The sequence below is a fragment of the Streptomyces sp. NPDC052721 genome, assembly GCF_040678315.1.
In the GTDB taxonomy this organism is placed as follows: domain Bacteria; phylum Actinomycetota; class Actinomycetes; order Streptomycetales; family Streptomycetaceae; genus Streptomyces.
In genome coordinates this window covers 1-25,821 of the sequence record NZ_JBFATL010000046.1, presented here as the reverse complement: position 1 = coordinate 25,821, position 25,821 = coordinate 1, and the positions used below count along the sequence as shown (strand labels likewise).

At 73.1% G+C, this 25,821-nt stretch carries 26 protein-coding genes; 16 read left to right on the top strand and 10 right to left on the bottom strand.

Annotation, left to right across the window (positions count from 1 at the left end; translation table 11 throughout):
* Positions 1 to 10: 10 nt before the first annotated feature.
* The 14 genes from AB0L21_RS32705 to AB0L21_RS32640 all read left to right on the top strand — a co-directional run bounded on the left by AB0L21_RS32705 (position 11) and on the right by AB0L21_RS32640 (position 14,296).
* Complete coding sequence (locus AB0L21_RS32705; RefSeq protein WP_365708821.1) at positions 11 to 169, top strand: hypothetical protein; 159 nt, start codon at positions 11 to 13, stop codon at positions 167 to 169.
* Between the two features lie 106 nt (positions 170 to 275).
* On the top strand, positions 276 to 1,676 hold the full coding sequence (locus AB0L21_RS32700) for an FAD-dependent oxidoreductase (RefSeq protein WP_365788025.1): 1,401 nt from the start codon (positions 276 to 278) through the stop codon (positions 1,674 to 1,676).
* 52 nt (positions 1,677 to 1,728) lie between these two features.
* On the top strand, positions 1,729 to 2,397 hold the full coding sequence (locus tag AB0L21_RS32695; RefSeq protein ID WP_365708816.1) for an AAA family ATPase: 669 nt from the start codon (positions 1,729 to 1,731) through the stop codon (positions 2,395 to 2,397).
* Complete coding sequence (locus AB0L21_RS32690) at positions 2,394 to 3,317, top strand: glycosyltransferase family A protein (RefSeq protein WP_365708814.1); 924 nt, start codon at positions 2,394 to 2,396, stop codon at positions 3,315 to 3,317. Before AB0L21_RS32695 ends, AB0L21_RS32690 begins: the two co-directional genes overlap by 4 nt.
* Entirely contained in the window at positions 3,314 to 4,459 is a 1,146-nt protein-coding gene (locus tag AB0L21_RS32685; protein WP_365708812.1) for a hypothetical protein, read from the top strand. Before AB0L21_RS32690 ends, AB0L21_RS32685 begins: the two co-directional genes overlap by 4 nt.
* Positions 4,437 to 5,450 carry an aminoglycoside phosphotransferase family protein gene (locus tag AB0L21_RS32680; RefSeq protein WP_365788024.1) on the top strand — a complete coding sequence of 338 codons (1,014 nt, stop codon included), beginning with the start codon at positions 4,437 to 4,439 and terminating at the stop codon, positions 5,448 to 5,450. The genes AB0L21_RS32685 and AB0L21_RS32680 overlap by 23 nt, the downstream gene beginning before the upstream one ends.
* Before the next feature lie 45 nt (positions 5,451 to 5,495).
* Positions 5,496 to 6,503 carry an NAD-dependent epimerase/dehydratase family protein gene (locus tag AB0L21_RS32675; RefSeq protein WP_365708808.1) on the top strand — a complete coding sequence of 336 codons (1,008 nt, stop codon included), beginning with the start codon at positions 5,496 to 5,498 and terminating at the stop codon, positions 6,501 to 6,503.
* Positions 6,504 to 6,579: 76 nt separating this feature from the next.
* Entirely contained in the window at positions 6,580 to 7,734 is a 1,155-nt protein-coding gene (locus AB0L21_RS32670; RefSeq protein WP_365708806.1) for a radical SAM protein, read from the top strand.
* A 15-nt stretch (positions 7,735 to 7,749) separates the two neighbouring features.
* Complete coding sequence (locus tag AB0L21_RS32665) at positions 7,750 to 8,766, top strand: hypothetical protein (protein WP_365788023.1); 1,017 nt, start codon at positions 7,750 to 7,752, stop codon at positions 8,764 to 8,766.
* A 64-nt stretch (positions 8,767 to 8,830) separates the two neighbouring features.
* Positions 8,831 to 9,784: an HEXXH motif-containing putative peptide modification protein gene (locus tag AB0L21_RS32660; protein WP_365708802.1), complete on the top strand. Its 954-nt coding sequence runs from the start codon at positions 8,831 to 8,833 to the stop codon at positions 9,782 to 9,784.
* Positions 9,774 to 11,042, top strand: a complete 1,269-nt coding sequence (locus AB0L21_RS32655; protein WP_365708800.1) for an aminoglycoside phosphotransferase family protein — start codon at positions 9,774 to 9,776, stop codon at positions 11,040 to 11,042. The genes AB0L21_RS32660 and AB0L21_RS32655 overlap by 11 nt, the downstream gene beginning before the upstream one ends.
* Positions 11,039 to 12,646, top strand: coding sequence for an MBL fold metallo-hydrolase (locus tag AB0L21_RS32650; RefSeq protein ID WP_365708798.1), 1,608 nt, complete (start codon positions 11,039 to 11,041; stop codon positions 12,644 to 12,646). Before AB0L21_RS32655 ends, AB0L21_RS32650 begins: the two co-directional genes overlap by 4 nt.
* Position 12,647: 1 nt before the next feature.
* A complete protein-coding gene (locus tag AB0L21_RS32645) occupies positions 12,648 to 13,298 on the top strand; it encodes a 2OG-Fe(II) oxygenase (RefSeq protein WP_365788022.1) in 651 nt (216 codons plus the stop codon).
* A complete protein-coding gene (locus tag AB0L21_RS32640) occupies positions 13,295 to 14,296 on the top strand; it encodes an aldo/keto reductase family protein (RefSeq protein WP_365708794.1) in 1,002 nt (333 codons plus the stop codon). Before AB0L21_RS32645 ends, AB0L21_RS32640 begins: the two co-directional genes overlap by 4 nt.
* A 24-nt stretch (positions 14,297 to 14,320) precedes the next feature.
* Here AB0L21_RS32640 and AB0L21_RS32635 read toward each other — a convergent pair whose 3' ends face one another.
* From AB0L21_RS32635 to AB0L21_RS32620, 4 genes are read right to left on the bottom strand one after another with little or no spacing between them, the layout of a single operon-like run.
* Complete coding sequence (locus tag AB0L21_RS32635) at positions 14,321 to 15,721, bottom strand: TfuA-like protein (RefSeq protein ID WP_365788021.1); 1,401 nt, start codon at positions 15,719 to 15,721, stop codon at positions 14,321 to 14,323.
* Between the two features lie 47 nt (positions 15,722 to 15,768).
* The gene (locus AB0L21_RS32630; RefSeq protein ID WP_365708790.1) at positions 15,769 to 16,866 is read right to left on the bottom strand and encodes a YcaO-like family protein; all 1,098 of its coding nucleotides are present in this window, start codon (positions 16,864 to 16,866) and stop codon (positions 15,769 to 15,771) included.
* Positions 16,867 to 16,904: 38 nt separating this feature from the next.
* Positions 16,905 to 17,159, bottom strand: coding sequence for a hypothetical protein (locus AB0L21_RS32625; protein WP_365788020.1), 255 nt, complete (start codon positions 17,157 to 17,159; stop codon positions 16,905 to 16,907).
* 48 nt (positions 17,160 to 17,207) lie between these two features.
* Positions 17,208 to 17,582, bottom strand: coding sequence for a helix-turn-helix transcriptional regulator (locus AB0L21_RS32620; protein WP_365788019.1), 375 nt, complete (start codon positions 17,580 to 17,582; stop codon positions 17,208 to 17,210).
* Positions 17,583 to 18,314: 732 nt separating this feature from the next.
* Here AB0L21_RS32620 and AB0L21_RS32615 point away from each other — a divergent pair.
* The gene (locus tag AB0L21_RS32615; protein ID WP_365708785.1) at positions 18,315 to 18,524 is read left to right on the top strand and encodes a hypothetical protein; all 210 of its coding nucleotides are present in this window, start codon (positions 18,315 to 18,317) and stop codon (positions 18,522 to 18,524) included.
* A gap of 102 nt (positions 18,525 to 18,626) precedes the next feature.
* Here AB0L21_RS32615 and AB0L21_RS32610 read toward each other — a convergent pair whose 3' ends face one another.
* Both AB0L21_RS32610 and AB0L21_RS32605 read right to left on the bottom strand, forming a co-directional pair.
* Positions 18,627 to 19,337, bottom strand: coding sequence for an SDR family oxidoreductase (locus AB0L21_RS32610; protein WP_365708783.1), 711 nt, complete (start codon positions 19,335 to 19,337; stop codon positions 18,627 to 18,629).
* A 54-nt stretch (positions 19,338 to 19,391) separates the two neighbouring features.
* Positions 19,392 to 20,063 (bottom strand): hemerythrin domain-containing protein, encoded by a 672-nt coding sequence (locus AB0L21_RS32605; protein WP_365788018.1) that lies wholly within the window; start codon positions 20,061 to 20,063, stop codon positions 19,392 to 19,394.
* A gap of 253 nt (positions 20,064 to 20,316) precedes the next feature.
* Between AB0L21_RS32605 and AB0L21_RS32600 the strand changes: the two genes are divergently transcribed.
* Entirely contained in the window at positions 20,317 to 20,610 is a 294-nt protein-coding gene (locus tag AB0L21_RS32600; protein ID WP_365788017.1) for a hypothetical protein, read from the top strand.
* 664 nt (positions 20,611 to 21,274) lie between these two features.
* On the opposite strand, the gene AB0L21_RS32595 is transcribed toward AB0L21_RS32600, so the two are convergent.
* Genes AB0L21_RS32595 through AB0L21_RS32580 form a run of 4 tightly spaced genes read right to left on the bottom strand, consistent with a single transcriptional unit; the run spans position 21,275 to position 25,649 of the window.
* Positions 21,275 to 22,183 carry a carbohydrate ABC transporter permease gene (locus tag AB0L21_RS32595; protein ID WP_365788016.1) on the bottom strand — a complete coding sequence of 303 codons (909 nt, stop codon included), beginning with the start codon at positions 22,181 to 22,183 and terminating at the stop codon, positions 21,275 to 21,277.
* Complete coding sequence (locus AB0L21_RS32590) at positions 22,180 to 23,112, bottom strand: sugar ABC transporter permease (protein WP_365788015.1); 933 nt, start codon at positions 23,110 to 23,112, stop codon at positions 22,180 to 22,182. Before AB0L21_RS32590 ends, AB0L21_RS32595 begins: the two co-directional genes overlap by 4 nt.
* Positions 23,109 to 24,500: an extracellular solute-binding protein gene (locus AB0L21_RS32585; protein ID WP_365788014.1), complete on the bottom strand. Its 1,392-nt coding sequence runs from the start codon at positions 24,498 to 24,500 to the stop codon at positions 23,109 to 23,111. The genes AB0L21_RS32590 and AB0L21_RS32585 overlap by 4 nt, the downstream gene beginning before the upstream one ends.
* Before the next feature lie 51 nt (positions 24,501 to 24,551).
* The gene (locus tag AB0L21_RS32580; protein ID WP_365788013.1) at positions 24,552 to 25,649 is read right to left on the bottom strand and encodes an enolase C-terminal domain-like protein; all 1,098 of its coding nucleotides are present in this window, start codon (positions 25,647 to 25,649) and stop codon (positions 24,552 to 24,554) included.
* Between the last annotated feature and the right edge of the window lie 172 nt (positions 25,650 to 25,821).

Sequence of the window (25,821 nt, the reverse complement as noted above, 5' to 3'; positions counted from 1 at the left end):
GAGGTGGAACATGTCCGAGGGTAATGAGCTGGAATTCGAGGAGTTCGTCGACGCGGTCAAGTCCTACGACCTGGAGACGGTCGGCGCCACGGAGACCGCCCACTCGTCCGCGGTCTCGGTGAAGCCGTGGCAGCACGTGGACGAGCAGGCCGCCCAGGCCGACGCCTGATCGTCGCCGCGGTGCACCGCCGGCGGGTGGCCGGCCTCCGGCCACCCGCACGGCCCGCTCCCCTGGCCCCGACCCGACTCCGCGCACCGATGTGAGGTCGTCCGCGATGTCCCACCCCACTCCCGAACCGCCGCACGGCCGCGACGAGATCGTCGAGACCGAGGTGCTGATCCTCGGCGGCGGCCTCGCCGGCCTCGCGGCCGGCTCGCTGCTCGGCGACCGGGCCACGGTGCTGGAGGCCGAGCCCCGTCCCGGCGGACTGGTCCGCACCGAGCGGGTGGGCGCGTACTGGTTCGACCACGTCATCCACCTGCTCTACTTCAGCCACCCCTCCGTGGAGGAGCGGATCCGCGGGTTGCTCGGCGAGACGCTCCGGCCCTGCCCCCCGGTCGCCTGGGTGGAGACGGCCGCCGGGACCACCCGCTTCCCGGTCCAGCTGCACCTGGCGGGACTCGAACCGGAGGCCCGCGCCGCCTGCCTCGCCGACTTCGCCGAGGCCGCGCGGACAGACCGCCGGGACGCCGCCGACTACGAAGAGCTGCTGCTCAACGCGTTCGGACGCACCCTGTGCGACCTGTTCTTCTTCCCCTACAACGCCAAGCTGTGGCGGCGCCCGCTGAACCAGCTGTCCGCCTCCGGCTTCCACTGGAACCTCACCCGGCCCGGCCTGGCGGACGTCGAGCGCGGCGCCGATCCGGCCCGGCCGGTGACCGCGCCCTACAACGCCCGCGGCTGGTATCCCCGGCCGTCCGGCCCCGGCCGACGAGGCATGGAGGTGCTCTCCGAGGCGCTGGCGGGCCGGGTCGCCGACCTGCGGCTGCGGCACACCGTGGAGCACATCGACCCGGAGCGGCGCCTGGTGCGGGTACGGACACCCGAGGGGTCGGTCCGCTTCCACTACACCCGGGAGTGCCTGTCCACCCTGCCGCTGCCGAACACGGTCGAGCGGTGCGGCGGAGCCCCGGCCGACCTGGTCGCCGCCTGCCGCGAGCTGCCGCGCAACCGGGTCCGCTCGGTGGCGCTCGCGGTGCGCGGCCCGCGCCCCGAGGGCACCGGCCACTGGCGCTACTACACGCGCGCGGACGTGCCCTTCACCCGCCTGGTGTTCATGACCGAGTTCGACCCGGCCATGGCCCCGGCCGACGGGTGGGGCGTGCTCGCCGAAGTCGTCGAACCCTCCGGCGAGCCGGCCGTGACCGACGCCGAACTCACCGCGCAGGTCCTGCGGGGCGTGCGCGCGGTGGGGATGCTGGACGGCGGTGAGGTCGTCGCCTCGCGCGTGTTCCACGCCGACCCGGGCTACGTCGTCTTCACGCCCGCCGCCCAGGCCGTCACCGAACGCGCCCTCGGCTTCCTGGCGGAGCGTGGACTGACGGCCCTCGGCCGCTACGGCTCCTGGACGTACTCGTCGATGTCCCAGGTGATGGAGTCGGCCTTCGCCTGGGCGGAAGGCCTGACCGCACCCGCGGCCCGGCCACCGGCGGCCACCGCGCCCGGGATGCCCTGAGCCCGGCGCCCGCGCTCTTCCCTGTCCACCGTTCGCAGGTACGGAGAACCCCTTGCTGCCCACCAGCCCACACCGCTTCCTCGCCCTTGAGGGCATCGACGGATCCGGCAAGACGACCACCGCACGGCTCATCGCCCGCCACGTCCGCGGCACAGGCCGCCCGCTGTCCCGGATCGGGCAGCACTCCTGGCTGGACCCGAGGGCCGCCCGGGTGATCATCGACGTCCGGGAGCACCGGCCGCGCCGGCACACCCCCGCCGAGATCGCCGACGCGTACTTCCGCGACAAGCGGCTCCAGGCGCGGGCCATCGGCGACCTGCTGGAGCACCGCACCGTGCTCTCCGACCGGTACGTCTTCAGCGACGCGGCCTACCTGGAGGCGCTGTACGGGATACCGGCCCGCGAGACACTGGACCGCCACCACGCCGCCGGCACCCGCTTCCCCGACCTGATCATCTATCTCGACGTGCCGGTCGACGAGGCCGCGCACCGCGTGGTCACCCGCGCCAAGAGCATCCGCCACTACGAGAACAGCTACACCCTCGACCAGGTGAGCGGCGTCTATCGCACGCTGCTGCTGGAGGACCCGCCGCCCTACCTGCCGCCCGTGCACGTCTTCCGCAACACCGCCGGCGCCCACGACGACGCCAGGCTGGCGGAACTCCTCGACACCATCGACGGCCGGCTGGCGCCCGCGCCGCAGCTGCTGGGGCGGCCGTGAAGGACATCGCCGTCATCATTCCCTGCCACGACGCGGCGCATCTGGTGGGCGGGCAGCTCGCCGCCCTGGCCCGCCAGCGGACCCGGTACGACTGGGAGGTGGTCGTCGTCGACGACGGCTCCCGCGACGACCTGTCCGGCGCGGTCGACCGGTACCGCGACGTCCTGCCCGCCGTGCGGATCGTCGCCCACCACCCGCGCCGCGGCACCGGCGCCGCCCGCAACGCCGGCGCCCGGGCGTCGGACGCGCGCCTGCTGCTCTTCCTCGACGCCGACGACGAGGTGGCCGACGGCTACCTGGACGCCATGGCGGCGGCACTGGACGGGGCCGGCATGGTCACCGCCGACATCGACTACCGGCGGCTCAACTCCCCGCGGGTGCTGCGCAGCACCCCACCCGACCAGCTCTGCGACGTGCTGACGCCGAGTCTGTTCCTGCCGAACGTACCCGGCGGCCTGATGGGGACCACCCGCGAACTCTTCGACGAACTGGGCGGCTTCGACGAGGAGTTGCCCGCTCTCGCCGACATCGACCTGTCCTGGCGGGCGCAGCTGGCCGGCCGGCGCATCGCCGTCGCCGCCACGGTGGTGTCGGTCGCTGTGCGCACCACCCACCTGGCCCGGCTGCGCCGCGCGCGGTTCCAGGCCAGGGACGCCGTCGTCCTGCGGGAGAAGTTCGCCGGCCAGGGGCTCGACCCGGCCGGCTGGGCCGAGCACGTCCGGCAGTGGATCCGGCTGGCCGGACTCCTCCCGGGGGTCGTGCGCCCGGCGGGCCGTGCCCGACTGGCGTGGCAGCTCGGCTGGCAGCTCGGCACCCTCGACACCCTGCGCGGCGCCCGGCGGACCGGACGCGTCCGCACCGTCCCGCGCCCGGCCGGGTCCTCCGTACCGGTGCGCCCGTGGAAGGGGCAGGCGTCGTGATCACACTGTCCCGGGGCATGAACCCCCACGAGACGGCGCACGCCGAGCCGGTCACCGTCTCCGACCCGCCCTTCGAGCTGCTGTCCGGTGTCCCGTCGTACATCAACGTCCTGGACGCGCTCCTCGCCAGGGACCTGGCCGACCGGCTGGAGCGGCAGACCGGCGAGGCGGCCTGCGCCACCTCGAAGCACACCTCGCCCGCCGGTGTCGCGCTCGGCACGCCCCTGGCCCCCGGTGCCGAGGAGTTCCACGACCGCGGCCCGCTGCCGGCCGACCCGGTGGGCCGCGCCGTCCTGCGGGCCCGCAGCACCACACCCAAGTACGCGTACGCCGACTTCGTGGCCGTCTCCCGCCCGGTCACCGGCGACGTCGACCCGTCCCTCTTCGCCAACGCCGTCGGTGTGATCGCCCCGGACTACGCCCCCGAAGTCGCCGACCGGCTGCGGCGGTTCAACGACGGCACGTTCATCGTGCTGCGCGGACCGGCCCCCGCGCCTCCCCCCGTACGGCGGGAGGTCCAGGAGACGCACGGGCTGCGGCTCACCCGGGAGATCCCCGGCGGGGCCGGGTTCGCCGGCGGCCTGCACACCGTCTGCGGCGACCTCCACGACCCGGACAGCCTCGCGGTGGCCGTCCTCGCGGTCGCGCAGGCCCAGTCCAACTCGATGGTGTTCGCCGTCGGCGGGCAGACGATCGGCATCGGCATGGGGCAGCAGCACCGGCTGGACTGCACCCGCCTCGCGGCGCACCGCGCGCTGGTCTGGCAGCGCCGCCACCACCCCGACCTGCTGTCCCTGCGCTTCGCCGACCATGTGGACGCCGCGCAGCGAGCCGTCTGGCGGGCCCGCGTCGCCGAGGGCGACCTGACGCCGTCGGTGCGCGACCAGCTGGCCGGTGTCCTCCGCGATCCGCGGCTGGCCGGGCGCGAACCGGACTGGTCCCGGACACCGCCCCTGACCGGTGTCACCCTGGCGGCCGACAACCACTTCCCGTTCGTCGAGGTGGTGGAACTGGCGGCACGGACGGGCGTCACCCAACTCGTGACCCCCAGCGGCTGCACCGACGCCCAAGCGCTGCGGGAGGCCTGCGTCCGGCACGGCATCAGCTGGATCGTGACCGGTGAGCGTTTCTTCCGGCACTGAGGCGGCGCCGTGGCGGCACCCGGGCTGGGCGACCGCGGCGACCGCACGCATCGACGCCGCGCTCGCCCACGAGGGCATCACCCGCACCGGCCCGGTCACCGAGGTCAAGAACTGGGTCCTGTCCGCGGTGCTGCGCTGCCCGACCTCGCACGGCCCCGTCTACTACAAACAGGCCCTGCCCTGCCTCGCCCACGAAGGACCGCTGCTCGCCCGGCTGGGCGAGCGCCGGCCCGGCCTCGTGCCCACCGTGCTGGCCCCGGACCTGCCCGGTCCCGGCTGGTGCACGCGCGGAGTCCGCCTGCTGCCCGGCACCAGGCTGCCGGACCGGGCCCGGGGCGACGCGCTGCGCGAACTCGCCGGGCTCCAGCGCCGGCTGACCGAGCGGCCCGGTGGGGCGGCGGAGCTGACCGGGCTCGGCTGCTGGGACCGCCGCGCGGACTCACTCGCGCGGGAAGCGCGGACCCTGGCCGAACGGGCGGACGTGTTCGGGCCGGACGCCCCGCTCCCGGACGCCCTCACGCCACGGGAGGCCCGCGGCTGGGCCGACGCGCTGCGCCGGATTCCGTCCTGGTGCGCCGAGTTGGCCACCCAGCCGCCCGGTGACACGCTCGTCCACGGTGACCTGCACCCGGGCAACTGGGGTGTCGATCCGGCCGGCGGCCGGATCACGCTGCTCGACTGGGCGGAGGCCGCCGTCGGCCACCCCTTCCTGGACATCGCCCCCGCGCTGCGGAGCGCGGCCGATCCCGCCGAACGGGCACGGGCCCTCGCCCGCTGCTTCGCCGGGTGGGCGCCCCTGATGTCGCCCGCCCGGTGCGCGGCGGTCTGGCGGATCGCCGAGCCGGTCGCGGCCCTGAACCAAGTCGTCACCTACGTGCGGTTCCACGACGAGACCGCCCCGCCCGAACGGCGGAACTGGGCACCCCGCGTTCTGTGGTGGGCCAGACGGCTGATCGGCCTCCTGGACGGCGCGGACCGCCGCGCACCGTGAACCCCAGCCCCACCGACCACACAGCACACCCGAGGAGGGTCCTCCATGTGGGACATCAACGCGCCCGGCAGGCCGGTCCTGGTCACCGGCGGAGCCGGCTTCATCGGCGGTCACCTGGTCCGCGCCCTGACGCGCGCCGGGCACCGCGTCCGGGTCCTGGACGACCTGTCGACGGGCCGGCCCGACACGTCGGCCGGGCTCCCGGGGGTGGAACTCGTCCGCGGCAGCGTGCTCGACCCCGGCGCCGTGGCCGCGGCGGCGGCCGGCACCGGCCTGGTCCTGCACCTGGCCGGCGTCGTCGGCATGCGTCTCGCCGCCGAGCAGGCGGGGCTCGCCCACCGGGTGGGCCGCACCGGCACGGCGAACGTCCTCGCGCACACCGGTGACGTGCCGGTGGTGCTGTTCTCCAGCTCCGCGGTCTACGGCCTCTCGGACGGGCGGGCCCCGCTCGCCGAGGACACACCGATCGACCGGTCCGTACCGCTCGCCTACGACGGCGGCAGCGAGGGCTACGCCACCGGCAAGTGGGAGCTGGAGCGGCTCGGCGCCGAGGCGGTGGCCGCCGGCCGGCCCGTTCTGGTGGTGCGCCCCTTCAACGTCGTGGGACCGGGACAGCGCAGCCGCTACGGCATGGTCCTGCCCACCTTCCTGCGGCAGGCCGCGGCCGGGCAGGCGCTGACCGTCCACGGCGACGGCAGCCAGCGGCGCTGCTTCACCGAGGTCACCCAGTTCACCGACCGGCTGCTGCGCCTGATGGCGGCGGCGCCGGCCTGGCGGCCCGGCGGCAACGTGTACAACATCGGGTCCACCCGCGAGACGAGCATCGGCGAACTGGCCCGCCTCGTCCTGGCGGCGACCGGAAGCACGGCGGGCGTCGTGCACGTGCCCTACGAGCAGGTCTTCCCCGGCCGCAGCGACGTCACCGGCCGCGTCCCCGCGACGGACCGGCTGCGCGCCGTCGTCGGCGAGACGCGCTGGCTGCCGGCCGCGGAGATCGTCGCGAGCATGTCCGCCGGGCCGGCCCGGTCCCGGGTGCGGGTTCTCGCAACATGACCGGTGACGCGTTGACGCGCGAATCCCGGACCAGAAAGCATTCTGCACACCGCATTCCGAAGGATGGGAATTCCCCATGGAGCTGAGGCTTCCGGCGCCCGGCGAGACAATTCTGGCGATGCTGAAACTCCCCGGTGAGATATGCAACATCAACTGCCATTACTGCTATGAGCGACGCAAGCCGTACCCGAACGCCCTCATGCTGAAGCCGGATGTGCTCCGGCGTTTTCTCGACGCGTGCGAGGGACGGCCGCTGGCCGTCGAACTGCACGGCGGGGAGCCCCTGTTGCTCGGGCGGCGCAGGCTGGGTGAGCTGCTCGCCGTGCTGCGCGGCTACGAGGGCCGGGTGACCCTGTCGATGCAGACCAACGGCATCCTGCTCGACGCCGCGTGGCTGGACTTCTTCGACCGGGAGTGGCCGGACATCGAGATCGGCGTCAGCCTCGACGGCGACGAGCGGGGCAACGCCCACCGCGTCGACTTCCGAGACAAGCCCACGTACCCGAAGGTGGTGCGCGCGCTCGAACTGCTCGCCGCCCGGGGCCGGCAGGTGGGCGTGATCGTCGTCGTCACCCGGCGCATCCTCGGCCGGGCGGACGAAGTCCTCGACTCTCTGGGCCGCTTCGAGGCGGTCAAGGGCGTCAAGCTCTCCGGCTGCCTGGACTTCAACGTCAAGACGAAGGACTACCGGACCGCCAACCGCGAGTCCCTGCGGATCCTCAACCCCGACGGGCGCGGCATGCCCGGCTGGGCGACCACGCCCGACGAGTACGCCGACTTCCTCGTCCAGGCCTTCGAGCACTGGCGTGCCACCAAGGCGTACCGCTCCTACGTCCTGGAGCCGTTCTTCACCATCATCCGCGCGCTGTCGGGCCTGCCGACCAGCTACACCAGCTACAGCGAGCGCAAGGAGCCGTACATCGTCACGCTCTACCCCGACGGCCGCATCGGCAGCTCCGACGAACTCACCATGCCCGGCGCCCTGCTGGGCTCCGTGGACAGCACCGCGTCCCTGGACGACCTGCTGACCCTGGACACCAACCCCCGCCTGCGCGGTGACCTCACCGCCCTCCTCGCCCAGTGCGCCGGCTGCTCCCATGCCGCGACCTGCCGCGGCGGTGCCCTGCCGGACCGGCTGCGGTTCGCGGGCACCGGCTTCGAGGAGGACTACTGCGACCACCGGCGCAAGGTCATCGACCACGTGGCGGCCGCGCTGCCGGCCGCCGTCTGAAAGGCACCCCGTCCCATGTTCCTGCTTCCCGCCATCGACCTGGACCAGTCGGACAACCGCGTCTGGAACGCCTCGCTGGACGGCCGGGCCATCCACTCCTACCTGCTGTGGATCGAGCCGACGGCCGCCGACCGGGCTCCGCGGGCCGCCGTACGCACACCGGCCGCGCCCGGCGCCGTACCCCTCGACCCGGACCGCGCCGTCACCCCCCTCGGCCGGGCCCTGACCGCCCTGGTCGCGCTCGCCGAGGCGGCCCCCGCCCGGGTCGCCCTGGACCGGTTCGACCCGTCCGCGGCGTCGCTCACGCTCGGCGACACCCCCGACGACGGACCGGAGGTGCTGGTCCTGGAGACCCCGGCGGACGAGCCGCGGGCCCCGGGCCGGCCCCGGCCCCTGCTGGCGGCCGGCCCGGCGGCCCGGGAGGTCACCACGGCCGCGTCCGCCGTGCTGGACGAGGCCGGCCTGCGCTACGTGCTGGACCTCGCGCTCGGCGCGGTCGTCTACGCACCGGAGCCGCACCCGCGCCCCTACTCCGACGGCTCCTGCGAACTCGCCTGGATCGTCGGCCGGCCCGACGACCCGGTCGCCGTCGCCGAGGCCCTGCTGCGCGAGGGGGCCCGTGCCTGGACCGGTCAGTGGCTGCGGGCCGAGGAGTCCGTCGGGATGCGCACCGCCCCGCTGCGCCACCCGGACCGGGACTGGCTGGCCGCCCTGCTCGGCGACTGCTTCGGCTACCAGCTCCACGACCGCCTCGCCGGGCGGCGCGGCGGGGAGCCGGGCCCCTCGCGGGAACGGGCCGACGAGCTGTACGCGGCACTGCTGGCCCAACGCCCCGGACTGGACGAGCGGCTCGGCCGCACGGCCGGCTTCGGTGTGCTCTGCGAACTCGTCGGCTTCATGTACCCGTGCTGGAACCGGCGGCAGTTCGCCACCAAGTCCCCGTTCGACTACATGCGCGCCCTGCGGGCCCTGACCGACGCGGAGAAGGCGCAGCACCTCGCCAAGTGGTCGGCCCCCGAGGCGGCCCGCTGACACCCGGGCCGGCAACGGCCCGCCAGACCGCAACCACCCCACAGCACCAGAAGGGAACACCAGCATGGTCGCGACCGCCGTCGACCTCTCCGAGCTGCTGGACGGGCTCACCAGGACCCTCCTCACGGAGCGCGCCGAGCGCGAACGCCGCGTCCTGGCGAGCCTCGGCGCGCTGGCGCCCACAGCCGGACTCGCCGGTACCGAGGGCACGCCGGACGCCTTCGACACCGCGATCCTCCACCACGCCTTCCAGCAGGCCCAGCTCGCCGCGCGCACCCGGGACGCCGCACGCGCCCGGCGCGCCCTGCGGCTGTGGCAGGAGCGGGACCGGCTGCGCCGCCGGGCCGTCCCCACCGCCGTCGGACCGGTGCTGGTGGTCCGCGCCGCCGACTGCGCCGAGGTCGAGGACGGCCGGCTGGGCAGCCGTATGTTCCTCCTCGAAGACCCGGTCCCCGAGGTGCCGGAGCAGATGGCGCGGACGCTGAACGAGGCGATCGACGCCGCCCTGGCCGTCGGCTGCGAGGTGCTGCGCTCCTCCACGGCCGTCGTCATCTGGACCGAGGTCCGGGCCCTGGCGGAGACCTGCCGCAGCTACACGTTCGACTTCCTGCCCGGCAGCGTGGTCCTCAACTGGAGCGAGGAGCCCCTGCGGCTGGCCGAGACCCTGGTGCACGAGGCCACCCACTCGTGGCTCAACGAATGCCTGGCCGCCGAGAACGTCGCCCTCCCCGAGGACGTCAGCTTCCACTCGCCGTGGAAGAACGAGGAGCGGCCGGCGTTCGGCATCGTCCACGCCGCTCTGGCGTTCGCCCATGTCATCGCCTACCTGTCGCGCATCCAGCCCGCGCCCGAGGACACCTCGCCGCTTGCCGACGTCCTGCGCCACCGCCTCGCCGACGAGCTGCGCTCGCTCGAATCCGGTCACGAGGCGGCCCTGAAGTGCTTCGAACTGGTCGGCTCCGCACGGCTGCGGACCTACCTGGAGGCGGCCGTCGCGGCCGCACGGCATGCCGCCTGAGCCGGCCCCGGACGGCCCCGGCACCCCGGCGGACGGTCCCCCCTACCGGCCGGGCCCGCCGCTCGACCTGCTCCCCGCCGACGTACGGCAGCCGGTGCGCACGCTGCTCGGCGACCCGGCCGCCCAGGTGACGGGCGTACAGGCCACAGCGATCGGCTACGAGAGCTGGAGCAGATCCAGCGACGGCCTGTACGACGTCAGCGGAACCGCCCGCACCGCGCACGGCGACCAGGCCTGGCGGCTGGTCCTCAAGCAGGTCCGCCACCGCCGCTGGACCCCCACGCCCGGTGACCTCGCGCGGCAGATGGACGACGGCGGGGACGGACCGGGGGACTGGGCCTACTGGCGTCGCGAGGCCCTGGTCCTCGGATCGGGACTGCTGGACCGGCTGCCCGACCGCTTCGCCGCACCGCGCTGCCTCGCAACCACCCCGTCGGGCGCCGCCGGACAGGGACTGCGGCTGTGGCTGGAGCGGGTGGCGGGCGTGCCCGGTGACCGGTGGACGGCCGACGACCTGCTCACGGCGGCGTACGACCTCGGCCGCTGTCACGCCTGCTACCTGGCCGAACCGACCGGCCCGCGGCCCTGGTTCTGCCGGCCCTTCCTCGAACAGCGGGCCCTGCGCGGCCGGGCCGCTCTCATCGGCCGGGTCGAGGAGGCCGCCGGCGCGGCCGATCCGCTGCTGCGGCGCCTCTTCCCGCGCGCGGCGGCCACGGCACTGCGCACCCTGTGGGCGCGGCACGCCCAGGTCGTCGACCTGCTGCGGCGGCTGCCCCGCACCCTGGTGCACCGCGACCTGACCCCGGGCAACCTCTTTCGCGCTCCCGGCCGGACGGTCGCGATCGACTGGGGCCAGACGGGGCTGGGACCGGCCGGTGAGGACCTGGCGACGCTGGTCCTGTCGTCCCGCCCCGCGCAGCACCTGGACGCGCGGGGGCTGGCGGACCTGGGCGCCGCCGCGGTCGCGCGCCACCAGGCCGGGCTGGCCGAGGGCGGCTGGCACGGCGACCCGGAGACGGTCGCGGTGGCCTACCGGCTCGTCGCCGCCTTCCACTACGGCCTGCCGCTCGCCCGCACGGCGGACAAGCTGCTGGCCCTGCCGCCGGCGGAGCGGCAGGCGGCGGCGGAGGACACCGGCCTGCGGACGCGGATCGCCGCGATGATCGCCCACCTGGAGACAGCCCAGCCGGACCTGCGGCGGCTGGACACGCCCGTCTCCTCACCGAGCCGCCGGACCCGTACCGGGAGGACACCATGAAGATCACGTTTCTGGGGCACGCGGGCGCGCTCATCGAGACCGACGAGGTCCGGCTGGTGTGCGATCCGTGGTTCTCCGAGACCGGCGCCTTCCTGGCGGGCTGGCACCAGCTCCCGGACAACGGCGCCTGCGCCGGCCTGCTCGACGGTGCGACGCACGTGTACGTCTCCCACGACCATGAGGACCACTTCGACGCCGGCGTCCTCGGCGCCCTCGACCCGTCCGTGCGCCTGCTCATGCCGGACTACCGGCTGCCCAGCTGGCACCGGCTGGTGGCGGCGCTCCCGGGACCGGCACCGACCCTGCTGGGCGACGGGGAGGTGTTCGAGGCCGGCTCGCTCCGGTTGCGCCTGGTCATGTCGCCGATGGCCCAGCACCAGGACTCGGCGCTGGTCATCGAGGACACCGCGACCGGCCAGGTCGTCGTCAACCTCAACGACTGCCAGGTCGACCGCACCCAGCTGCGCACGCTGCGCCGCCTGCACCCGCGGATCGACGTGGTGATGGCCCAGTTCTCCGGAGCGACCTGGTTCCCGTTCGCCTACTCCTTCCCCGCCGAGGAGGCGGCCGGGGCCGCGGCACGCAAACGGACCAACTCGATGCGCCGCTGGGCCCGTTACATGCGGGAACTCGACCCGCGCACCGCGGTGGCCTTCGCCGGACCGCCGATCCTCCTCGACCCCGCCCTGACCCCCCACTTCTTCGATCCCGCGTCCATCTTCACCACACCCCCGCAACTGCTGCGCTGGCTGGAGGCGGAACACCCCGACCTCGCGGCCCGCTGCGTCGCCCCGCTGCCGGGCGACGTCCTCGACGTCGGACCCGCCGAGCTGACACCGGACGCGCGGATACGGCAGGACTTCGACTGGGCACGGCTGGAGGAGTACACGGAGCGGTACGCGCGGCGGCGGGCGCCGGCCATCGCACGGGTGCTGGCCGCCCACCCCGAGCCCCGCACGGACCTCTTCGACGCCTTCTCCGCACACTTCCAGGCCCTGTTCCGGTCGGCGGAGAAGACCTGCCGGGCCGTCGACGCGGTCGTCGGATTCGACATCCGTGGCGCGGGCGGCGGATTCTGGCTCGTCGACTTCCGCCGGCTGCGGGTGTGGCGCGGCGGCGATCCCGAAGACGCCGGCCACGACTACCGCTTCACACTGGACTCCCGGTTCCTGCCGCCGATCCTCAGCGGCGAGAGCACCTGGGAGGAGTTCTTCTTCTCCTTCCGCTTCACCGCGTGGCGGCCCTCGGTCGAGGCCTACAACGAAGAGCTGATGTCCGTCCTGCGGCGCAGCTCGCCGGGCGACCTCGCCGAGCACGCCGCCCAGCTGGACCGGGCCCGGCGGCAGCCCGGCGGCACCTTCCGGCTGACCACCGCCGAGGGCACGTACCTGGTCGAGGACACCTGCCCGCACATGGGCGCCCGGCTCCAGGCGGAGGACCACGACCCCGGACAGAACGTCGTCGTCTGCCCCCAGCACGGCTGGCGCTTCGAAGTACCCGGCGGCCGATGCCTCAACGGACGGGCCCGGCTGGGCATCGTACCGGCCCCGCCCGAGGGGGCGGACGACCCCGGCGCGGCCGACCCCCGACGAGAGGACGACTGACGTGATCGACCTGACCGCCCTGCACCACCGGCTCGCCGACCCGGCCTCCAACTGCCGGCGCACCGACCCCTACGAGCACTACGTCTGGGACGGACTGTTCGACCCGGACGCGCTGCGGGCCGCGGCCCGGGGGTATCCGGACGTCGGACGGATGACCCAGAAGCCCGGCATCCCCCGCTGGTTCTCGCTCGACCTGGAGCCCGCGTCCCCCGCCCTGCGCGCGCTGTGCCGGACGCTCCTGTCCGCCGAACTGGCCGAGCACATCAGTGCCGTCACCGGGACGGCCGATCTGTGCACCGACCCGGCGGGCGACTGGGGGAGCTACCGCGTCTCCGCGCGGGGAGCCGTGCACACCGCCCACATCGGCGGCAACCGCCACCCGGTCACCGGCTGGCTGCGCCGGTACTCCCTGTTCACCTACCTCAACGAGGGCTGGCAGGACGACGACGGCGGCCTGCTGGAACTCTGGCGGCCCGGCGCGGACGGCCCCAGCGCCCAGATCCTGCCCGTGTTCAACCGCAGCGTGCTGATCGAGACGACCGACCGGTCCCTGCACGGCGTCTCCCAGGTGCGCGGCTCCCGCCCGCGCAGGATGGTCACCGTCCACTTCTGGACGAAGTCCCCGGGGCCGGACGGGCGGGAGCTGACGTGAAACACCGCCGGCTCGGCGACAGCGGGCTGTACGTCAGCGAGATCGCCTACGGGAACTGGATCACACACGGCGGCCAGATCGACGCGGACCGGGCCACCCGGTGTGTACGGGCCGCGCTGGACGCCGGCATCACCAGCTTCGACACCGCCGACGGGTACGCCTTCGGCGCCGGGGAGGAGATCCTCGGGCGCGCCCTCAAGGGCGAGCGCAGAGAAGGACTGGAGATCTTCACCAAGGTGTTCTGGCCGGTGGGGCCCGGCCCCAACGACCGGGGCCTGTCCCGCAAACACATCCTGGAGTCCGTCGAGGCGTCCCTGCGGCGACTGGGCACCGACTACGTCGACGTCTACCAGGCCCACCGCTACGACCACGGCACCCGCCTGGACGAGACCCTGGTCGCGTTCGCCGACGTCGTACGCCAGGGCAAGGCGCTCTACATCGGCGTGTCCGAGTGGCGGGCCGAGGAGATCCGGGCGGCCCAGGCGCTCGCCCGTGACCTGCGGGTGCCGCTGGTGTCCAACCAGGCCCGCTACTCGGCCCTGCACCGGGTGATCGAGGCCGAGGTCATCCCCGCCTGCCGAGCCGAGGGCCTGGGCCAACTGGCCTTCTCCCCGCTGGCCCAGGGCGTCCTCACCGGCAAGTACGCGCCCGGACGCCCCCCGCCGGCCGGCTCCCGCGCGACCGACACCAAGGGCTTCGGCCGGAAATTCGTCGGCGGACTCCTGCGCGACGAGATCCTGCGCCCGGTCCAGCGGCTGCTGCCCCTGGCCGACCAGGCGGGCGTGCCCCTGGCGACGCTCGCACTGGCCTGGGTGCTGCGCGAGCCGAACGTGTCGGCCGCGATCATCGGCGGCAGCCGTCCGGAGCAGATCCAGGCCAACGCCACGGCCTGCGAGTTCGTCCTCGACGACGATCTGAAGGCGGCGATGGACGAGATCCTGGCACCCGTGGCGCTCACCGACCCCGCGCTCACGACCAGCCCCGGCGGCGGGCGGTGACCCACCGCTGCCCGGCCCACCCCGTCACCCCGTGGCGGCTTCCCCGGCCCGGTGCGGGGCCGGGCCGCCGTGCCGTACGGCCAGATACACCGTGCGGGCCGCGTCGAGGGCGTGCCGCAGATCCGCGAACCCGCGGTCCAGCGCCGCCAGTTCGAGGTCGTCGGGAGCACGGTGCCACAGCTCCGCCAGCCAGGGCAGGACCACCCGCGCCGGCAGGCGGCCCGGCTCGAACTCCGGGCGGACCGTGCGCGCGAGCCGGTTCAGCTCGGCCGCCCTGCGCCACACCCGCTCGGCCTCGCGGTGGAAGGGCCGTGCACGCACCACCGGGAGGGCCAGGGCATCGGGGGGAAGACCGGGCCGGAGCCGGAAACTGCGCACGAGAAACGCCGTCAGCAGCTCCCGTACGCCGAGCGTCCGCCGCTCCTCGGCGCTGGTCCACCGCTCGACGCAGGACGGCAGCCCGGCCCCGCCGAGCCGCAGGATCCCCGTGTGCTCGGCATGCAGGATCGCCGCGTCGACCCCCCGGTCGGCCTCCCGCGCCGGACCGGCGAGGAGCCCGGGGACGACGCGTTCCCCGGCCGCCCGGGCGCAGCCTGCGCACCCGGCGAGGAAGCGGATGACGAGCTGCTCGTGCACCCGCGGGTACTCCGGGTCCAGGAGCTGGCAGACGCGCAGCGCGCCGTGCGCCGCGCCCCCGGGATCCCCGTGGGCGACGCGCCACTGGTGCAGGTGGATCGTCTCGTTGACCCGGACCGGCGGCGGAGCCGGACCGGGGTCGGGGGCGGTCGCCGCCGCCAGCAGTTCCAGGGTGTCGGCGCGCTTGAGGTCCACGTAGTCCCGGCGGCACAGGTCCGCGAGTTCGCCGGCCCGCAGCGGGTCGATGCCCGCCCGCCGCGCGACCACGGCCACCTGCCCCAGTGCCCTGTTCTGATAGGGCATGCCCGCCAGCCCGGTGACGACCGCCTCGGCCTCGTCCGGTGTGCACCGCCCGCCCGTGACCGCTCTCGTGAGGGTGGCCCGGAGGTTGACGAGGGGTTCGGACAGCCGCCGGTACCCCTCCTCCGCCGGCGCGTGCACCAGGGTCACCTCGTCGTCGGCCTCCAGGGTTCCGTCACGGAAGCCCTCGAAGATCCTGCCGACGCCGGTCATGCCGAACGGGGCGAGTTCGGCGGCGCGCAGAGCCCCCATGCTCGCGCCGCCCCACACCCGGACGCCCCGCGCCATGAGCGCCAGGATCTCCTTGTGCCGGACGGCCCGTACGTGATGGAAGTAGCCGTCGGCGATCACCACCGAGTCCCCGGGCTCCGCGGGCAGGGCCAGCAGGTCACCGGAACCGACCGGCGGGCGCAGGCCGACCACGGAAGGGTCGACCAGGCCCGCCGCATCGGGCAGGGACGGGCCGACGAAGAAGTACGTCCTGTTCATCGGGGAGTCCTGTTCATCGGGGAGCCCTGTTCATCAGCGGGGCCTGTTCAGTAATCGTCGGGACACGACGTACCGGGACACACGACCCGTACGACCGGTATGCCGAACTCCTCGCGGCGCAGATCCACCACCACGGGCGCGGTGCCGTACACCGCCGCCACCGCACGGCTCAGCCCCAGCCACTCGGGTCCGGCGGTGTCGGGCGGCACCGCGCCGAACCACCGGAAGTCCACCCCGTCGCCCGTGTCGTCCCACGGTTCCCCGGCAGGACCGGGGCCGCCGCCGTAGATCGCCTTGGTGAGGTCCTCCCTGGTGCCGGCGATCGCGGAGAGCCGGGACTGGGCGGCCTCGGTGAGGGCCCGGGTCAGGGCCCGCCCGGGGTCGCGGTGGGCACCGCTGCCGATGAACTCGACCGGCAGGTCCTCGCTGCGCAGCCGCGCGGTGAAACACGGCGTCCCGACCGCCGACGGACAGTGCTCCACCAGGACGCTCATGCCCGCAGCGGCCAGGCGGTCGAGCAGGAGCCGCGGGGTCCCGGTCACGCTGTCCGGTGCCACCCGGGTCCGGCCGCCCGCTCGCGCGCTCGTGGCCAGGGCGTCGCGTTCGACGACCTCGTACAGGGCGTGCGTCACCGCCTCGTCGTAGGTGGTGCCGCTCGCCAGGCCGTTGCTGCTGACGGTGAACAGCGGAGGCTGCCACTCCGGCGCGACCAGGGCGTCCAGCCGGAACAGCGCCGCGGGCAGCAGGGTCTCGCGGGGATCTTCTTCAAGGGTCCGGGCGGGCGCCCACTCCAGTACCGTGTCACCGCTCAGACAACTGCGGGGTGCCGCCCGCAGATCGACGACCTCGTAGGTGAGGGACCGCTGGACATCGGTCACGCGTGCGTGGACGCCCGTGGGCGGAAAGTGCTCCGCGTGCCACACCTCCAGGGCCTCCATCGCGGCCGACACCCGGGCCGCCGCCGGTGTCGTGCCCTTGCCCTGCGACACCGACAGGGTCAGGGCGTTGGGGCGGACCGCCTGGAACACCGGTATCCCGATGTGGTCGAGCCAGGTGACGTCCGCGACCCGGGTCACCCCGGCTCGCGGCAGCAGCCCTCGGATCGCGGCCCATGTCTCCTCGGCCGTTCGTGATCTCGTGTCCATGCCTGCCGGCTTCTCCGGGTTCGTGTGCCGACCGGTCGTCAGGACCCGGTGCTGTTCCAGTCGTCGACCGGGTCGACGGCGCGGACGCTGGTCCGGTCGGTTCCGGTGTGGCCGGCGCTGTGCACGGTGAGCGCGGCCACGGCGGTGAGCGCGGCCACGGGAAGCAGGACCGCGGCCCGGACCGCGAGGGAGCGCCGGCCGCCGGTCGCCGGTCGCCGGGCCGGACGGCGCTCCGCGCGCTCCTCCTCGGCCCGGTCGCCGGCCGCGCTCATGTCCTTGCCGTGGAAGTTCATCGATGTCGCCTTTCGTGGAGATGGTGTCGGGCGGGGGCGGGGCAGTGGTCAGTCGTAGGGGCGGGCCGTACGGCGGCCGGGCACCCGCTGGGCGGGAGGACTCCCGTCGTGCACCCGGTCCAGCAGCAGGCCCGGCACCATCGGCCGGCGCGCGGGGGACGCGGAGGGGCGCATCTGGATGCCGAGGGCCACGCCGAGCTGGAAGCGGTTGTCCACGCCCAGCCGGTCCATCAGGGACCGCAGGATGTTGGTGACGGTGCGGGGACTGATCCCGAGCCGGTGGGCGGCGCTGGAGTCGGTGTGACCGGCCAGCAGAAGGGAGATGAGCCTGCGCTGCCGCTCGTCCAGCGGCACCAGCGGTGGGACGGTGGGGGAGGGTGAAGGGAGGTGGGGACGAGGCCGCGGGTTGGTGTTCGCGCTCACCAGGACTCCCTCTCGTCGGTGTTCGGCCACAGGGGGGGGCGGGCCGGAGCGCTTTCCGTTCCGGCCCCTTCCGAACACTGACAGCCACCGGTCAATGCACGATCAGTGCGTACGGCTGTGCCGTTGGACGACGGATGGACGCCCCGCCCGCCCCCGGCACCCGCTCACCCATGGCACCGACTCCGCCCCTGGTCAGCGGCGTCGATCGAATGTTGATCCACACAGGTGCCGAGCCCGCCGCAGGGCGGCCCTCACTCCGGAAGGTCCTCGTGGAACGGGCCTCCGCTTCCCGGTGAGGAGGCCACATGGCGCGGGTCGAGCGGTTGCCGGCCGACTGCTTGGGGGAGGACGACGCCGGTTGCGCCGAGGCCCGCCGGACCTTCCGGACGGCCGGACTGCACGCCCTGTGGGCGGGCGGGGCCGTACCGTCAACTCGCGTACTCGGCACGGCAGTTGACCGACAGCCCCAACGAGGACCACGATGGCGTACGCCACGGCAGCAGCACCGGCCACCCCGCTCGACGGCGTCCACGGCTTCGCCGCCCGCTACCCGGTGGACTGGGCCACGGCGCCCGACCGGGACCGGCACCCCTGCGGTCCCGGGATCCCCGTGCCGGCACACCTGGTCGCGGACGGCCGGACGCGGGCCGTCCCACCCCGCCCTGTACGACGGGGGCCTGGCCGGCACGCTCGTCGGCCTGCGCCTGGCCCATCCGGGACAGCCGCCTGGCCATGAGGGGCAGCCAGCTCGGCAATCCGGCCCGTGCGGGCAGGGCGCTGCTCGAAGTCCTCGACGCGCCCAACCCGCCGGGCCACCTGCTGCTCGGCAGCGACGCCGTCCGCCTCGTCACCGAGGCGCGCGCGGCCGTGGACGAGGAATTCACACGCTGGCGCGAGCTGTCCGAATCCACGGACTTCCCCGACGGAAACACGATCGCCTGAGGCGGAACGGGGCAACGACGGTGGGAGCCGGGTCGGCGGCGCGCGGGTGAGCGCCGTCGGTCGACGGCGCCCACCCGGGGTACCAACCAGGTCCGATCAGGATCAGGTAGTGGGCACCGTCTGGCTGTAGAACTGGCTGGGGTCGTTGGCCAGGGTGGCCTTGATCATGGCGCTCCAGTCATCTGCGAGGACTTCGAGCTTGCCCGCCTCGACGCCGTCGAGCGCGGCCCGTGCGACGTCAGCGGGGTCGAGCTTGTCTCCCTCGTAGCCGGCGGCCATGTCGGTGTCGGCGGAGCCCAGATGCACACCGGTGACCAGGGTGCCCTGTCCGGCGAGTTCGATGCGGACACCGTTGGTCAGGCTCCACGCCGCCGCCTTTGCCGCGGCGTAGGCGTTGGCTCCCTCGTAGGAGAACCACGACAGCGCGGACAGGACGTTCACGATCGCCCCGCCACCGCCTGCTTTGAGGATGGGGGCGAACGCTCGGACCATGTTCAGCGTGCCGTAGAAGTTGGTGTCCATCTCCAGCTTGATCTTGTCCATGTCCCCGGCGACCAGGTTGCTGAAGGTCAGGACACCGGCGTTGTTGACGAGCAGCGTCACATCCGAGGCGGCTGCCGCCGCGGCCGCGACGGAGGCCGGGTCGGTGATGTCGAGCTGCAGCACCTCCACTCCGGGGATGTCTATGCTCTCGGGGTTGCGCGCGGTCGCGTACACCTTGGCCGCGCCCCGCTCCAGCAGCTGTGCGGCGAAGCGCCGGCCGATGCCGCGGTTGGCGCCGGTGACGAGTGCGACCGAGTTGGCGATCTTCATATGTGGGGACCTTCGTTCACGGGGTGCTTGGGAACGCTGGGCGAGACTCGGCGTCTAGCGTGCTGAGGTTCCGTACACGCGCTTGGCGTGCTTGGCGTAGGCGCGCGGGCCGAGGAGCGGCATGATCAGGCGCGGGACGAGTGGGGCGCTCGAAAGCATCAGGGTGACCACGGCCGGCTCCGCAAGCTCTGCGAGCATCCCGAAGACGATCGGCAGCTTGCTCTTGGGCAGCCCGTTGATCGCGTGATCGCCGAGCTGGTGCCATTCCTTCGCCGTCAGGTACTGATCGACCTGAGTGAGGACCTCTTCCTCCTCCAGCTTCAGATGATCTTCCAGCTTGCTTCCCAGAAGGCCGAGTGAGTGGGCCAGCTTCTCGCCGTCGGCGGTGTTGGCGTCACCACGCCACGTCGTGAGAAGCGAGGAGATCTCGGACATGAGCTTGTCGATTTCGACGTGCTGCTCTTCCAGTAGATGGAGCGTCGGACTCAGCTCCGACGGGGCACGCTCGACGAGCTTCGGCCAGAGCAGTTCGTCCTCACCCTTGTGGTGCAGGTGAAGGAAATCCTCGATGAGCTGGAGGTGATCCGCGACGGTCTTTGCGCGCCCGGTGTCGCCCGGAGCCACATCGCGGACCAGGCCAGGCGCCTTTTCGTAAGCCTGGCGAAAGGCGTTGTGAACAACAAGCATGTCGCGAACATCGGCGCGGTCCGACGTCGTCTTGGGCATGGGGTTCCTTGGATTCGAAATGGCAGATCAGCCGTGCCATGTCCCGTGCGCCAGGAGTAAGGCCGGAAGGGCAACCTCACCGGCAGTCACGGAAATCCCGCTTTCGCGGTCGAGCAACTCACGCTGCAGTAGCACGCTTCAGGAGTCTAAAGCAACGTCGGACATGCTGTCCAACGATATGTCCGACGCACGTTAGGGCTGATCCGCGCCATGGTTGCGGCAGTGCCACCGCATTCATGAACAGGGAGGGGTCATGCCCCACAAACAACCGACGTCCACGTCCCGTACTCAGTTCGGCAAGCTGCCGGACCAGCCGACGGTGACGACTCCGGCGCACCGGCACGCCAAAGCGTTTCTCGATGCCGAACGTGCCCGCATAGCCACGCAGCCCGGCCTCGGCGTGGCCGGCCTCCTGGTGGTCGTTCCGGTCGCCTTGCTGTTCGCGTTCGGGCTGGGCGGCGCGGAGAACTCGGTTGTCGTCCTCTCGCCCCTCGTCACATTCGCGCTGCCGCCCCTGACGGTGATCGCCTTCTGGTGGGAGTCCTGATCGCGGCAGCGGGCATCGCCCCGGCGGTGGCGGGGCAATGGGTGATCGGTCACGTCGACGCCGCCGGTCCCGGGAGCACATCTCCGTTGTGCTCGCCGTGTGCGGTGCGTGGCAGGTGTGGCTGTTCATCGTCTGGCGTGGTTGGCCCATGAACGCATTGCGGAAGCGATGGCTTCGGATCGTCGTGGGGAACGTGCTGGTGCTCGGTGGCGCGGCGCTCGCCTACGCGCTCGCGTACGGCGCGGGCGGGGTGGAGCCGCCCGCCATCCTGGCGGCCGCCACCAGCTTCAGTGCCGCCGTCCGGCCGGGACCGGGCGGCCCGGGCGCGGTTCGACGCCGGCGTGGGCCGGGGCGCTCGGCCGGGCGAGCGGCTGGCTGGTTCGTCAGGCGTACGGCGACGAGCGGGGCATCCGCGCCTGGTCCGGCCCCCGGACCGGGCGGCCCACCCCCGCCGGGCCTGGACGGCACCCCGGGGGTCGCCTGGGCGCTGTCGACGCCGCCGGCGTCCGAATGGCCGCCACCGCCTTCACCACGCTCGCCGCGCACTACGACGAGACCTTCCACCTCTCTACCGCGACACTCCCCGACACTCCCGGCGACCGCCTCGGGCTGTGCCACGGCGGCACGCCCGGCTGCCCGCACACCCGGGATGCCCCGGGCCGGGTCACTCCTTCGTCGAGCCCGCCAGCATCCCCGACACCAGGGTGCGCTGGGAGAACAGGAAGAGGACCAGGACGGGGAGGATGGCGATGATGACGGCGAGGGCGAGTTCCGGGATCGTGATGTTCAGGCCCGCCCCGGCCACGGGGTTGAACGACGGGGTGGACGACAGGAGTTGGTTCAGGCCGACCTGGATGGGGAACTGGTCGCTGTTCGGCAGCACCAGATACGGCAGGAAGAAGTTGTTCCAGTTGCCGACGAAGCTGAAGAACGCCACGAGGCCGATCACGGGCTTCGCCAGCGGCAGCGCGACGCGGAGGAACACCTGCCGTTCCGAGCAGCCGTCGATGCGCGCGGCGGCGAGCAGATCGCGCGGCAGGCTGGTGGCGAAGTAGATGTAGACCAGGTACACGCCGAACGGGTAGAACGAGAACGGCAGGATCACCGACCAGGCCGTGCCGATCAGATGGAACGCGTTGAGCTCCAGGAAGACCGGCAGGACGAGCGTGGCCGACGGCATGATCATGGTGACCAGGGTGACCGCCAGGAGGACCTTGCGGCCCCGGAAGCGGGTCAGGGCCAGGGCGTAGCCCGCCGGGACGCTGGTGAGCAGGGTCAGCAGCAGCGAACCGGCAGCGTAGACGGCCGAGTTGCGCAACCACACCAGGACCGCGCCGTCCTCGAAGGAGAACAGGTGCCGCCAGGCGTCCCCGATCCTGCCGAACGAGCCGAACGACAGCGGGTTGTCGTGGACGATCTGCCCGGCGGTCTTGCTGGGTGCCAGCAGCAGCCACAGCACGGGCAGCACGAAGAAGAGCAGCAGGACGGCGAGCAGCAGGCCGACCACCAGGGCGGAGACGGCCCGCGAGGGCGTGTTCCGGGAGCGCGTGAGCGCGAGGAGCCGGGTCGTCATCTCTCCTCCAGTGTGAACATGCTGGAGCGCCACACCAGCAGGCCGGCGCAGAGCAGGCCGAGGGCCAGCAGGAAGACGGAGATCGCGGCGGCGCCGTTGAAGTCGCCCTGCTGGAAGGCGTACACGTAGGCGAGCTGGTTGGGTGACCAGGTCGGGCTGACCCGGCCCAGGCTGGCGGTCTGCAGCAGCTGCGGCTCGACGAACAGCTGGGTGCCGCCCGCGAAGGCGAGGATGGTCATGTAGGTGATCCACTGCCGGATCATCGGGATCTGGACGGACCAGGCGGTGCGCCAGGGCCCGGCCCCGTCGATCCGGGCGGCCTCGATCACCTCGTCGGGGATGTTGTTCAGCGCCCCGTACATCACCACCATCCAGCCGCCGGCCCCCGTCCAGAAGGCGATCAGCACGAGGATCACCGGGAGGTTGCCGGGGGCCAGCACGGCGGCGAAGCTGTCCAGGCCCATCCGGTGCAGCAGCCACGACGCCGGGCTGACGTCCGGGTCCAGCATGAACAGCCAGACCAGGACGCTCGCCACCCCGGCGAGCGCGCCGGGTATGTAGTAGAGGAACCGCAGCAGCGCGGAGACTCCCGCCCTGACCCGGCTGCGCAGGACGACGGCCGTCAGCACCGTCAGCACGACGAGGGCCACCAGCCAGAGGGCGAGGTAGAGCAGGATGTGACCGAAGGCGGGCAGGAAGCGGTAGTCCCGGGCGACCCGGGTGAACTGGTTGAGGCCGGTGAACCGGCCCCGGTCGTTGGTGAAGGCCAGGTAGAACGCGTAGCAGGTGGGGAAGACGCCGAAGGCGAGCAGCAGCAGCGTGTACCCGGCGACGAAGAGACAACCCGCCGTGCCGCCCCGCCGCCGCGGCGCGTCGCCGCGGCGGGTGGGAGCGGGTACGGCGACGGGCTGGGCGTCCAGCAGTGTCATCGGTCGGTCACCTGGTACCCGTTGGCCCTGGCCTGGTCGCTGATGGCCTTCTGCCACTCCGGCAGGGTGGCCGTGAGGGTCTTTCCGGCGGTCAGGGCCGGCAGGACGACGCTCGACCAGGACGTGGCGTCGGAGAACCTGGTGTTCGACCAGCCGGTCCACACCTCGTCGGCCGCCTGCCGGAACGGGCCGCTGACGTCGTCGGCGAAGTAGCCGCGGTGCGCCGGGTCGGCCAGCCAGGCGTTGGCGGCGGGGGCGTAGGCCGGGTAGGTGGGGGCCGTGGCCTGGTTCGCGTCCGACGTGGTCAGCCAGGTCACCAGGTCGGTGGAGGCCTTGAGGTTGGCGCTGTGCGAGGAGACCATCCAGACGCCGCCGCCCACATTGCCGGTGCTGGCCGTGGTCTCACCCGGCCACTTCAGCGGGGGCGCGGCGGCGATCCGCTTGGCCGGGGTGTGGAATGCGGCCTTGAACAGGTACTGGCCGTACCAGGAGGGGCCGTAGGCGATCAGGACCTTGGAGCCGCTGCTCTTGGCGAATCCCTGGCTGAAGAAGCCCTGGGTGGTCACGGCCCTGGCGGAGATCAGCTTGTCGAGCAAGGTCGCCATGCGCGTGCACGCGGGGTCCTTGAGGTCGACCCGCAGGGTGTCCGGCGTGGTCAGGTGGAAGGCCGGGCACCGGCTGGACCAGAAGTACGACTCGTGCGAGTTGGTGTCGCCGACCGAGCCGACGAGATGGCCGGGGTGTTCCCTGGCGACCTTCAGGCCCAGGGCCTCGTACCCGGCCCAGGTGGTGGGGACCTGGTAACCCCACTTGTCCATGAGGGACTTGTCGTACCAGAGGACGACCTGGGCGATGTCGTTGCGCAGGCAGTAGGTGTGCTCGTGGAACTGACAGGGTGTCAGGGAACCCTTGGCGAAGCCGTCCAGTGTGCTCCGCGGGACCAGCTTGTCGTCCAGCGGGGCCGCGAAGGCGGCGGCGCCCGGCTTGGTGGGGGAGGAGGCCCAGGTGACGTCCGTGGGGGTGCCGAAGACGACGTCGGGCCAGCCCTTGCCGGTACGGTCGAACAGCTGCACCTTCGTCTGGAGGTAGGTTGAGCCGTCGGCGCCGCCGTCGTAGGTGACGATCTTCATCTTCACGTCCCGGTGCGACTTCTGGTACGCCTGCACGGACGGCAGCCGCGTGGAGTCGGTCCAGACGGTGATCTCGGAGCCGTCCTTCTGCGGGGCGGGCGTGAACCGGGAGGCGCTGCCCTGGTGGTCCGACCCGGTGGACGGGTCGGCGCTGGCGCAGCCGGCCAGCGCGGCGACGGCCGCGAGGGCGGCTCCGGCGGCGAGGGCGCGCACGGCTCTGCCGCGCCGGCCGGTGGTCGAAACGCGCGAAGACGTCATCGTCTTGCCTTTCGTGGTTCGGGATCGTGCGGGGGTGGTGACGGCGGCCGGTCAGCGGGGCTGTTCCACGAACCGCTGGAGCGCGCTGCCGTAGCCGAAGTCGAGGGGCAGGGCGATGCCCGGCCCGGTCGGGGCGTGCACCAGACCCCGGTCGTCGACGTGACGCTCGCGGACGACCGTGGTCGAGGTGACCAGGGACTCGTAGTAGGTGGTGTTGGAGATGGCCATGCACAGGTGCTGGTTCGGGATGTCCGAGCCGTGCACCTCGGCACGCAGCCGGAAGGCGTCCGCCAGGTGCGCGGTGCGCATGGCGCCGGTGACACCGCCGCGCAGCGTCGTACCGGCACGGACGCCGAAGGTGGCGGCGCCGCTCCTGATGAAGTCGGCGGAGTTCATGTGGGCGCCGTCGGAGGTCTCGGCGACCAGCAGCGGTACGGCGACGGACTCGGCCAGCCGCCGGTAGGCGCTGATGCTGAACTCCCGCATCGGCTCCTCGTACCAGAGGTAGTCCGCCTCGGCCAGGGCGTGCCCCAGGTAGAGGGCGTCGGGCAGGTCGAAGCCCGCCGAGCCGTCGTACATCAGCGGCACGTCCGCACCGACGTGGTCGCGCAGCGCCTGGCACAGGGCGGCGTCGCGGCGGGCGTCGCCCCAGGCGTGCAGCTTGATGCCGTGGTAGCCGAGCGCCAGGCACTGGTCGGCCACCGAGAGGAACTCCTCGGTGGTGGCGAAGGTGGAGGTGGAGGCGTAGGCGGGGATGGCCTCGCGGAAGCCGCCGAGCAGCTGCCACACCGGCCGGTCGTGCACCCGCCCCGCCAGGTCCCACAGCGCCACGTCGATCAGACCGAGCACGGGCAGGGGCAGCTCGTGGATGCGGTCGAGTTCCCAGACCCGGTGCCAGAGCCATTCGCGCCGGAAGGGGTCCGCTCCCAGCAGTTCGTCCCGGAAGACCCGGTCGACCAGCTCCCGCAGGGTGACGGCCGCTCCCGGCCGCGCGAACACCGCCACCCCTTCGGCGCCCTCGTCGGTGCCGATGTGCAGGACCGCGCCGTCGCCCACCGGTGCGCTGCCGCTGAGCCCGTGCCGCCAGGAGAAGGGCGGGTCGGCGGCGGGGACGTCGATCCGGTGGACCTCGACATGTGTGATCTTCATGGTCGCTCTCTGTTCCTGGGGTGGGGTACGGCCGGCCGGGAGCCGCGCACCTGGATGCCGGGGCGGGGAGGGCGGGGACCTAGGTCCTGTCGTCAAACTCCCGTCGTCCGCCCGGAGGGCGGGCCGCGCGGCGTCAGGTGCGTGCTCTCGGCGTGCCGGGCCCCGGCCCTCG